Source organism: Robiginitalea sp. (assembly GCF_049588695.1).
Taxonomy (GTDB): Bacteria; Bacteroidota; Bacteroidia; order Flavobacteriales; family Flavobacteriaceae; genus Robiginitalea.
The window spans coordinates 1-8,695 of record NZ_JBAVZJ010000410.1 but is presented as its reverse complement, the minus strand read 5'-3'; the positions used below and the strand labels follow the sequence as shown (position 1 = coordinate 8,695).

The 8,695-nt window shown below is 49.8% G+C and carries 11 protein-coding genes and 1 pseudogene; 6 read left to right on the top strand and 6 right to left on the bottom strand.

The window, feature by feature from the left end; all coding sequences use genetic code 11:
- Window positions 1–714: bifunctional 5,10-methylenetetrahydrofolate dehydrogenase/5,10-methenyltetrahydrofolate cyclohydrolase (locus WBV75_RS09675; RefSeq protein WP_424120417.1), on the top strand; the 714-nt coding region annotated here is incomplete at its 5' end.
- A gap of 34 nt (window positions 715–748) precedes the next feature.
- On the opposite strand, the gene WBV75_RS09670 is transcribed toward WBV75_RS09675, so the two are convergent.
- The gene (locus WBV75_RS09670) at window positions 749–871 is read right to left on the bottom strand and encodes a hypothetical protein (protein ID WP_424120416.1); all 123 of its coding nucleotides are present in this window, start codon (window positions 869–871) and stop codon (window positions 749–751) included.
- Window positions 872–1,038: 167 nt separating this feature from the next.
- On the opposite strand from WBV75_RS09670, the gene WBV75_RS09665 reads away from it, so the two are divergent.
- The 4 genes from WBV75_RS09665 to WBV75_RS09650 are packed head-to-tail and all read left to right on the top strand — an operon-like array spanning window position 1,039 to window position 4,106.
- Window positions 1,039–2,772, top strand: coding sequence for an alpha/beta hydrolase-fold protein (locus tag WBV75_RS09665; protein ID WP_424120415.1), 1,734 nt, complete (start codon window positions 1,039–1,041; stop codon window positions 2,770–2,772).
- Window positions 2,773–2,793: 21 nt separating this feature from the next.
- Window positions 2,794–3,417: a DUF2306 domain-containing protein gene (locus WBV75_RS09660; RefSeq protein ID WP_424120414.1), complete on the top strand. Its 624-nt coding sequence runs from the start codon at window positions 2,794–2,796 to the stop codon at window positions 3,415–3,417.
- A complete protein-coding gene (locus WBV75_RS09655; RefSeq protein ID WP_424120413.1) occupies window positions 3,398–3,892 on the top strand; it encodes a GNAT family N-acetyltransferase in 495 nt (164 codons plus the stop codon). The genes WBV75_RS09660 and WBV75_RS09655 overlap by 20 nt, the downstream gene beginning before the upstream one ends.
- 31 nt (window positions 3,893–3,923) lie before the next feature.
- A complete protein-coding gene (locus tag WBV75_RS09650; RefSeq protein WP_424120412.1) occupies window positions 3,924–4,106 on the top strand; it encodes a hypothetical protein in 183 nt (60 codons plus the stop codon).
- Window positions 4,107–4,112: 6 nt separating this feature from the next.
- Here the strand turns inward: WBV75_RS09650 and WBV75_RS09645 are convergent, their stop codons facing one another.
- The 4 genes from WBV75_RS09645 to WBV75_RS09630 form a co-directional block, all read right to left on the bottom strand.
- Window positions 4,113–4,535 carry a VOC family protein gene (locus WBV75_RS09645; protein ID WP_424120411.1) on the bottom strand — a complete coding sequence of 141 codons (423 nt, stop codon included), beginning with the start codon at window positions 4,533–4,535 and terminating at the stop codon, window positions 4,113–4,115.
- A gap of 66 nt (window positions 4,536–4,601) precedes the next feature.
- Window positions 4,602–5,450 carry an alpha/beta fold hydrolase gene (locus WBV75_RS09640; protein WP_424120410.1) on the bottom strand — a complete coding sequence of 283 codons (849 nt, stop codon included), beginning with the start codon at window positions 5,448–5,450 and terminating at the stop codon, window positions 4,602–4,604.
- Between the two features lie 59 nt (window positions 5,451–5,509).
- Complete coding sequence (locus WBV75_RS09635) at window positions 5,510–6,052, bottom strand: hypothetical protein (protein WP_424120409.1); 543 nt, start codon at window positions 6,050–6,052, stop codon at window positions 5,510–5,512.
- 31 nt (window positions 6,053–6,083) lie between these two features.
- Window positions 6,084–7,577 (bottom strand): helicase HerA-like domain-containing protein, encoded by a 1,494-nt coding sequence (locus tag WBV75_RS09630; protein WP_424120408.1) that lies wholly within the window; start codon window positions 7,575–7,577, stop codon window positions 6,084–6,086.
- 104 nt (window positions 7,578–7,681) lie between these two features.
- Between WBV75_RS09630 and WBV75_RS09625 the strand changes: the two genes are divergently transcribed.
- Complete coding sequence (locus WBV75_RS09625) at window positions 7,682–8,314, top strand: 7-carboxy-7-deazaguanine synthase QueE (protein ID WP_424120407.1); 633 nt, start codon at window positions 7,682–7,684, stop codon at window positions 8,312–8,314.
- Between the two features lie 72 nt (window positions 8,315–8,386).
- On the opposite strand, the pseudogene WBV75_RS09620 reads toward WBV75_RS09625, so the two are convergent.
- Window positions 8,387–8,695 (bottom strand): annotated as a pseudogene (locus tag WBV75_RS09620) (hypothetical protein); the annotation flags it as partial.

Genomic DNA, 8,695 nt, shown 5'->3' with positions numbered 1-8,695 from the left:
CGTATCGGCTTTGAATCCACCCTAAAACAATTGCCGGAGGAAACATCAGAAGCAGAGCTCCTGGAGGTAGTCAAGGAACTTAATGAGGACTCCGACATCGACGGATACATTGTACAATTGCCCCTTCCCAAACATATTGACGAGGAGAAGATCCTGATGGCTGTGCATCCGGATAAGGACGTGGATGGCTTTCACCCGACAAACTTTGGGAAAATGGCCCTGCAGATGGAAACTTTTATCTCGGCCACGCCTTTTGGTATTATGGAGTTGCTCAAAAGGTATAAGGTGGAGACTTCCGGAAAGCACGCTGTGGTAATCGGCCGAAGCAATATCGTGGGAAGGCCAATTAGCATCCTACTAAGTCAAAAAGGTGCCGCTGGAAATGCTACGGTTACCCTGACCCACAGTCGCACACAGGATATTGCGGCTTTGACCCGTCAGGCCGATATCGTGGTCTCCGCTTTGGGAATCCCTAATTTTCTAAAGGCCGATATGGTCAAAGAAGGTGCAGTGATTATCGATGTGGGGATAACACGGGTACCTGATGAGAGTCGTGAACGCGGATACTATATTTGTGGAGATGTAGACTATAAAGCCGTCAGTCAAAAGGCTTCTTACATAACCCCGGTTCCGGGGGGAGTAGGCCCCATGACCATAGCTATGCTTTTAAAGAACACCCTACTGGCGCGGGAGCGTCATCAGGCAGGGAATTGATAGGGCGCATTGGCCTATCATTCAAGGAATGTAGTTACTGCTGTTCGTTTTCGACCGGATTGAGCGTCTCAAATTCGGCTTCACCCTCGTCATTTCTACAACTGGAGCACCAGATAAGCAGCCCGAGGAGTATTGCAGCGTAATGCCAACGTTTCATAATGGTAAGATTTGGGATTAATGCTTTAACCTCTAACGATTCATTCGGCATTTTCGTATACTGAATCGTTGAACTCCAGTCTTTTGTGCTTCAAACTGTAGTACAAAAATAACCGTGGGTATTGTAGCGACCCTTAAAAAGCCCTATCTTTTTTAAAAAATAGGGGCATGCGTACTGTATTTCTACTGATTGTTTCAATCGTTTTTTTTCCGGGATGTGAGTCTGCCAATACCCCGGATAACGCTCAAAATATTCGCATCTCCATTGGGGAATCTGTGGCGGATTCCCCTAAGGACGGTCGGTTGTTGTTGATGTTTTCTAACGATCCTTCAGCAGAGCCCCGGTTCCAGATCGGGGCCGGACTCAACACCCAGCTGATCTTTGGGATGAACGTGGATGGGATGCAGCCCGGAACGGCAACTGCGTTTGATTCAGACGCGCTTGGCTTTCCTTATGAAAGCTTATCTGAAATCCCTCCCGGGGACTACCAGGTGCAGGCCTTGCTACATACCTATGAAACCTTTAACCTGTCCACGGGGCATACGGTGAAGCTTCCTATGGACAACGGGGAAGGGCAGCAGTGGAACCGCTCTCCAGGCAACCTCTATAGCAAACCGATTACGGTCGCTGTAAATGAAAATGGAATCAGAGGATTGGATTTGGTCATGGACCAGGTCATCCCGCCAATACCTGAACCCGAGGACACTCCCTGGATCAAACATATTAAAATGCGTTCAGAACGTCTTTCTGAGTTTTGGGGCCGGGATATGTACCTGGGCGCGCATATTTTGCTCCCCAAAGGATTTGAAGAACATCCCGAGGCCCGGTACCCCCTTATGGTATTCCAGGGACATTTTCCCGCTGACTTCGGGGGTTTCCGGACTTCTCCCCCCGATCCGGGGCTCGAACCTGAATACTCCGAACGGTTTGGGGTGGAAGGCTATAATATTATTCAGCAACAAGAAGCTTACGACTTTTACCAGCGCTGGAATTCGCCTGACTATCCCCGTTTCCTGATTATCGAAATCCAGCACCCCACCCCGTATTACGACGACTCCTATGCGGTGAATTCGGCCAGTCAGGGCCCTTATGGGGATGCTATTACCTATGAGCTTATTCCTTATATAGAGGAACAATTCCGGGGAATTGGAGCGGGTTGGTCCCGGTTCCTCTACGGCGGGTCTACCGGAGGCTGGGAGGCTCTCGCGGTTCAGGTGAAATACCCCGAGGAGTACAACGGGTGCTTTGCAGCCTGTCCGGACCCTATAGACTTCAGGGCGTATTGCCTCACCAATATTTATGAGGATTCGAATGCCTACCGGACGGAAAGCGCTCACAAACCCGTGGAAGTTCCGGCCCACCGGGATTATTTAGGCAATATACAGAGTACGGTCCGGGAGAATAACCTGCTGGAATTGGTCCTGGGCGATAAAAGCAGGTCGGGCCAGCAATGGGACATCTGGGAGGCGACGTATTCACCCCAGGGGACAGAAGGGTATCCGGAGCGGATCTGGGACAAGCGTACCGGGGACATCAATCCCGAAGTGGCAGAATACTGGCGTGAAAATTATGACCTCAGATATATTCTTGAGCGGGATTGGGAAAAACTCGGTCCAGAGCTCAGGGGCAAAATCCATATTTACTGCGGGGATATGGATAACTATTACTTGAACAATGCCGTATATCTCATGGAGGATTTTCTGGAAGGCACCACGGATCCCTATTATGAAGGCGAAGTGCTTTATGGAGACCGGGCCGAACATTGCTGGAACGGGGATCCTGAGCAGCCCAATCATATCAGCCGGCTGAGGTACAACAGTATGTATGTCCCCAAAATTATGGCCCGTATAGCTAAATCGGCACCTGAGGGGGCGGATTTGACAAGTTGGAGGTATCGGTAACACGATTAGAAAACATGAGAAATGAAGCCAAGAACGAATAAATTTGCCTGGGTTGCTTTTGGAATGCTGGCTATAGCTATTGGGTTTTATCCCCTTTTGTATATCCTCGGGGGACGTGATATGGGACTCCTGGCGACCAAACCTGAGGAGATTCTCAGCAGTCTACCCTGGAATATCGCGTTTTACGGCCATATTGTTTTTGGAGGTATTGCCCTCCTGGTGGGATGGACGCAATTCAGCAGGGAACTCCGTCGAAAATACCTTAAAACCCACAGGAATCTGGGAAAGGTATATGTAAGCGCTGCCCTGATCAGTGCCGCCTGCGGAATCTATTTGTCATTTTATGCTACGGGGGGCTGGATCACCGGCCTTGGATTTTTTCTTTTGGGGCTTTTTTGGATCTTTTTTACAGTCCGGGCCTATACGGCCATCCGGGCAGGTGACCTGACCGGCCATGAGGGATATATGATCTACAGCTATGCGGCCTGTTTCGCTGCGGTTTCCCTGCGGATTTGGATGCCGATACTCATATTGATTTTTGGGGATTTCCTGACTGCCTACAGAATTGTCGCCTGGCTCTGCTGGGTGCCCAACCTGATATTTGCTTTTTACTGGGTCCGAGGTCGTGGCCTTCAACTGGGATAGCGGGATGCAGGAGGAGCGTTTTGTAACGGTTCGCACGGATTACGGGAATCCGGATTTCAGGGCCCTGGTGGAAAAGCTGGATGCAGAACTCAGTTTGAGGGACGGACCAGATCACGGCTTCTATCACCAGTTTAACAGAATTGAAGGCTTAGATCAGGTCGTCGTGGCCTATGTTGGAGGTATTTCTGTGGCATGTGGGGCGATTAAACCCTTTGAAGCTGATAGTATGGAGATCAAGCGGATGTTTGTACTTCCGGAATACCGCGGGCAGGGCGCCGCTCAAAAAGTTATCCAGGCCCTCGAAGTGTGGGCTTGGGAATCAGGCGCCACCCGATGTGTGCTGGAAACGGGGAAGCGCCAGCCAGAGGCTATTGCCTTTTACAGAAAATCCGGCTATGATCCAATGGAGAACTACGGGCCTTATCGCGGCATTGAGAACAGTCTTTGTTTTGAGAAGCGCTTTAAAGAAGGATAATGTACTTTGGGGATTTTAATCAAGGGAAAGCATGACAAAAAAACGTTTACTTGCACAGGCCCTGATGGGCGGGGTGTTCTATTTTGGGATTTCACTTGTGCTCGAAAAGGATTACTCAGGGGAGACGATGCGTACTGAAGGGGCTGAAGCCCTGATCTTTGCCGTTGTCTACGGAGTAGGGTTGTGGGCCTACTATAAATTTATAAAGAAATAAGTGTGGCTATTTGGCGAACAGCTGATCGATATTGCGGAATGCCTTAAATTCCAGGGCATTGCCCGCGGGGTCCAGAAAAAATAAAGTTGCCTGTTCACCTGCCTCACCTTCGAACCGAATATAGGGTTCGATTACGAATTCAATACCTTTTTCCTGTAACTGAGCCGAAAATGATTCGAAGGTCTCCCAGGGTAAAACCACCCCATAGTGCGGAACCGGAACATTTTTACCATCTACCGTATTGGTGTGCAGGGCTTCTTCCGATTTGGGTTTGTAATGGATGACCAACTGGTGTCCGAATAAGTTAAAATCCACCCAGTGTTCGCTGCTTCGACCCTCTTCACAGCCCAGGATTTCCCTGTAAAATGTCCGGCATTCCTCTAGATTGTGTACGGGAATGGCAATGTGGAAAGGAGAGATATTTTGCATACGAAATACGACTTTTTAGGTTCGTAAAAATACAAAATACACCGGGTTCCAATAGGGGCTGCGAGCTTAGTTTTTGAGGAAATCCACAATTTGTTTGTTCACCCCGTCCTGATGCATGGAATGTCCCAGGCCTTCGGTTGGGATCAGCACACTGTTTTCCCAGGCTTCATGTACTTTTTCAGAGGCGTGAAAAGGGGCGATCCGGTCTAACTTGTCATGGAGGATAAGGCCTTTTTTTGGATTGCCCCTGATAAATTCCGCGGTGGCAAATTCATGGATATGGTATCCGAATTCTTTGTAAACCATAGTGTCAAATGCGCGAAGTACCCGATCGTTAAAGCCGAGCATTTGCTGGTAGGACCTGGCAATTGCCTCGAATTCAGAAGGAGATCCAATGGTGACTACTTTTTCTACGGATTCATTCGGATGTCTGTGCGCGTGGTACAGGGCGGCCATTCCACCCATAGAATGCCCGATGATGTATTGGGGTTTAAACTGCCTGACCATATACTCCACACACTCCCCGTACAGGGGTACATGGAGAATTTTTCCAGTGGAATAGCCGTGTGCAGGGGCATCGAAAGCAATAATGTGGAATTGGGCAGCCCGGAGTTCCCCGATGAGTTTGCGCCACCGGAAGGTATTGCTCTCCCATCCGTGTACCAGTAAAACACGGGGTCCTGAGCCTTCCCATTGGTACGTCTGTATCTTGTACCCTGCGACCATTTCGGTGCTGTGACGCGCTTCATCCAGGTACTCCTGTTGTTCGGGTTTTACCCTTCCATCCCTGACTTTTACGAAGGTGTCATACGCCAGTTTCCCGGCCCGGGGCGGGCTGAAAAAAGCGACCAGGTTAAACCATTTCCCGTAAGATGTGGCCAGCAGGTTCTTTAGAAGTACACTTAACCTATTCATGCCCTAACTCAGTTTCAGAACTTAACATTCATCAATAATAGGGGTTCCTGGGAAAGATTCTATTCCCACCCGACCATCAGGTACTTTACGCGCGCCTCTTCCGGAATCTGAAGCGCCTCAACGGCTGCCCCGGAGTACTTCAGTGCACCGGGAAGTTCTTCCCTTGAAATGGTGAAATACATCGGATGCTCCTTGAGCAGGACCAACACATTGTTCAGGGAGCTGACTACTTTTCGGACCTCATAGGCTTGCCCGATTTCGCCGTAGGTGGCCTCCAGCCCGATTCCCTCCACTGTTTTATACCTCGGATCGTGGACCCAAACAGATTCTATGGTACGTGTGGTATCCTGCGAAGGTGTTAGGGTAAGCAAATGAGCTCCCCCCTTTTCATAGACTTCAATCTTCCGATTGCCGCCCATATCCAGCCGGGTTGTATCGCGGACCAGGGAATCTGCCTCAAAAAGGGCTTCCAGGTCCGAAACCTTATGGGTTTTCATGAGCTTTCCGACCCGGTCTTTTTCAATAAGAAAGGGATCTTCCTTCTCAGGGGCGCATTGAACAAACAAAAAGACTGTACTGAGTACAAAGAGGTATTTTTTCATTTCTTAGAATTCGTATGGATTGTAGAATAACTTATTTGATCACCTTGTTTAAAATACCCATCACCCCGCGGATAAAGGTAGCACTGGTGAGGACTTTCACCAGGGGATCCTGACGTTGGGAACTCCTCCTCCGGGTACTTTTGGGCTTGGGTTTTTCCTGCTGCACATTGGCCTTTTCAATTTTTTCGGTCAGGATTTCATAGGCGCTTTCCCGGTCGACAACTTCATTGTAGGAAGCTGCGATTTCAGAGTTTTTTACCAGGGTATGAAGTTCTTTTTCCGTTAGGATATCCATCCGGCTCATGGGAGCCCGCATCAGGGTTGCGGCCAGGGGCGTCGGGCGTCCTTTTTCATCCAGGGCAGTGACCAGTGCCTCGCCAATACCCAGTCCTGTAAGGACCTCCTTGGTGTCGTAAAATTCTGAAATCGGATAGTTTTCGGCCGTCAGTTTTATGGCTTTCCGGTCGCGGGCAGTAAAGGCCCTGAGGGCGTGTTGTACTTTGAGTCCCAGTTGAGAGAGTACCTCATTGGGAATATCCGTGGGGTTCTGGGTGACGAAATAGATGCCCACTCCTTTTGATCGAATCAGTTTTACGATACTTTCGATTTGTTCCAGCAAGGCAGGGGAGGCTTCCTTAAAAATCAGATGTGCCTCATCGATAAATAAGACAAGTTCCGGTCTTTCGGTATCTCCCTGCTCCGGAAAGGTGCTGTAAATCTCGGCCAGTAAACTCAACATAAAAGTTGAAAAGAGTTTGGGCCGGTTCTGAATATCGGTCAGGCGGAGGATATTAATAAGTCCGCGCCCCTGGGAATCGATTCGGGTGAGGTCGTCGACGTCAAATGACTTCTCCCCAAAAAACAGGTCAGCTCCCTGTTGTTCCATCTCAATGACTTTTCTTAAAATCGTCCCGGTAGAAGCGGTGCTGATCCGGCCGTAGTCTTTTGAAAAAGCCTCTTTTCCTTCGGCAGTCGCGTATTGAAGTACTTTTTTAAAGTCCTTAAGGTCGAGCAGTGGGAGTTTATTGTCATCACAATATTTAAATATGACGGCTACAATACCCGCCTGGGTATCGGAAAGATCCAGAATTCGCGAAAGGAGTACAGGCCCGAATTCCGAGACAGTTGCCCGAAGCCGAACGCCTCCCTGTTCGGAGAGGGTGAGGATTTCTACCGGAAAGGCCTGAGGCTGGAAGGGTAAGCCAATTTGCTCGTGGCGGTCGTCTATTTTAGGATGGCCCGGGCTGGGTTGTGCCAGGCCACTCAGATCTCCTTTGAGATCCATCAGCAGGACGGGAACTCCCTGCTGTGAGAGGTTTTCTGCCAGGACCTGCAGGGATTTGGTTTTACCGGTACCCGTGGCCCCGGCGATCAGGCCATGGCGGTTCATTGTCTTAAGGGGCACCTTTACGAAAGCGCCTGTAAGGGCCTTTCCCTCTAGCATGGCTGCTCCCAGTGTAATGGAATCCCCTTTAAAGGAATATCCCTTTTCAATCTCGGAACGGAATTTTTCCTCCTGGCTCATCTTTTGAATTTTGCGTAAAAATAGCGGAATTCAACCGAATACTAAAGGACCCTTTTCTCAGGGATCCTATCGGGCTCACTGGCATAATTACTATCTTTGCCCCCATGGAAAAAGAGGCGGTTACCTCCAGGGTTGAACAAGGCTTGATGTTACCCCTTATGGAGGCCTTTTATACGATTCAGGGCGAGGGATTTCACAAGGGTACGGCGGCCTATTTTATCCGGGTGGGCGGATGTGATGTCGGTTGCCACTGGTGCGATGTAAAGGAGAGCTGGAATGCCGAGACGCATCCACCGACCGATATTCTGACCATTGCTGAGGACGCTTCGCGATACTCAGATACTATAGTAATCACCGGGGGCGAACCCCTGACCTGGGATATGGGCCCGCTCACAGAGGAATTGAAGCGCAGGGGTATGAAAATTCACATCGAAACCTCCGGAGCCTATCCTCTTACCGGTATTTGGGACTGGATTTGCCTTTCCCCAAAAAAGAACAAGCTGCCCGTAGAACCAAGTCCTTCGCGGGCAGACGAACTCAAGGTAATTGTTTACAATCGCCATGATTTGATTTTCGCCGAGGCCCAGGCAGAAGGTGTATCGGAAGACTGTTTGTTATACCTGCAACCTGAATGGAGTGTGCGGGAGAAAGTGACGCCTATGATTGTGGAGTACGTTATGAAAAATCCGAAGTGGCGGATTTCCCTTCAAACCCACAAGTATCTGAACATCCCCTGATCAGTCTTACGATCCCTGGGACAGTCCAGGTTTTTTCCTCCGGATAGAAATCCTTTTAATTGGGAGGCGTTATTACCTACCCCCGATGGCCTGAAGATCCCGAATGCATTCCGCATCGAGTGCGGGAAGTTCGGACAAGCCTTTGGCCGCTCGTTTTTCAAGTGCATTGAGGAGCCCGGAGCCAAATTCCAGTTCGGCCCGCATCAGGCAACCTTCGACATCGCAATGGTTCCGGGCCTCCGGGTCTTCATGGGGATTTACTTCGGCTGTGCCGAGATCCACCAACCCGAACAGGTGCCCGAATTCATGGATAAGGGCCGTACTCTCGACCTCAGTAACCGTGATCAGGGTACTTTTGGAGGCCAGTTCCCGGATCGTACT

Bases quoted from the DNA above. Each gene is read 5' to 3' on its own strand.
- WBV75_RS09630 (WP_424120408.1), bottom strand. From the start codon at position 7,577: ATGAGCCAGGAGGAAAAATTCCGTTCCGAGATTGAAAAGGGATATTCC.
- WBV75_RS09640 (WP_424120410.1), bottom strand. From the start codon at position 5,450: ATGAATAGGTTAAGTGTACTTCTAAAGAACCTGCTGGCCACATCTTAC.
- WBV75_RS09650 (WP_424120412.1), top strand. From the start codon at position 3,924: ATGACAAAAAAACGTTTACTTGCACAGGCCCTGATGGGCGGGGTGTTC.
- WBV75_RS09645 (WP_424120411.1), bottom strand. From the start codon at position 4,535: ATGCAAAATATCTCTCCTTTCCACATTGCCATTCCCGTACACAATCTA.
- WBV75_RS09635 (WP_424120409.1), bottom strand. From the start codon at position 6,052: ATGAAAAAATACCTCTTTGTACTCAGTACAGTCTTTTTGTTTGTTCAA.
- WBV75_RS09625 (WP_424120407.1), top strand. From the start codon at position 7,682: ATGGAAAAAGAGGCGGTTACCTCCAGGGTTGAACAAGGCTTGATGTTA.
- WBV75_RS09660 (WP_424120414.1), top strand. From the start codon at position 2,794: ATGAAGCCAAGAACGAATAAATTTGCCTGGGTTGCTTTTGGAATGCTG.
- WBV75_RS09665 (WP_424120415.1), top strand. From the start codon at position 1,039: ATGCGTACTGTATTTCTACTGATTGTTTCAATCGTTTTTTTTCCGGGA.
- WBV75_RS09670 (WP_424120416.1), bottom strand. From the start codon at position 871: ATGAAACGTTGGCATTACGCTGCAATACTCCTCGGGCTGCTTATCTGG.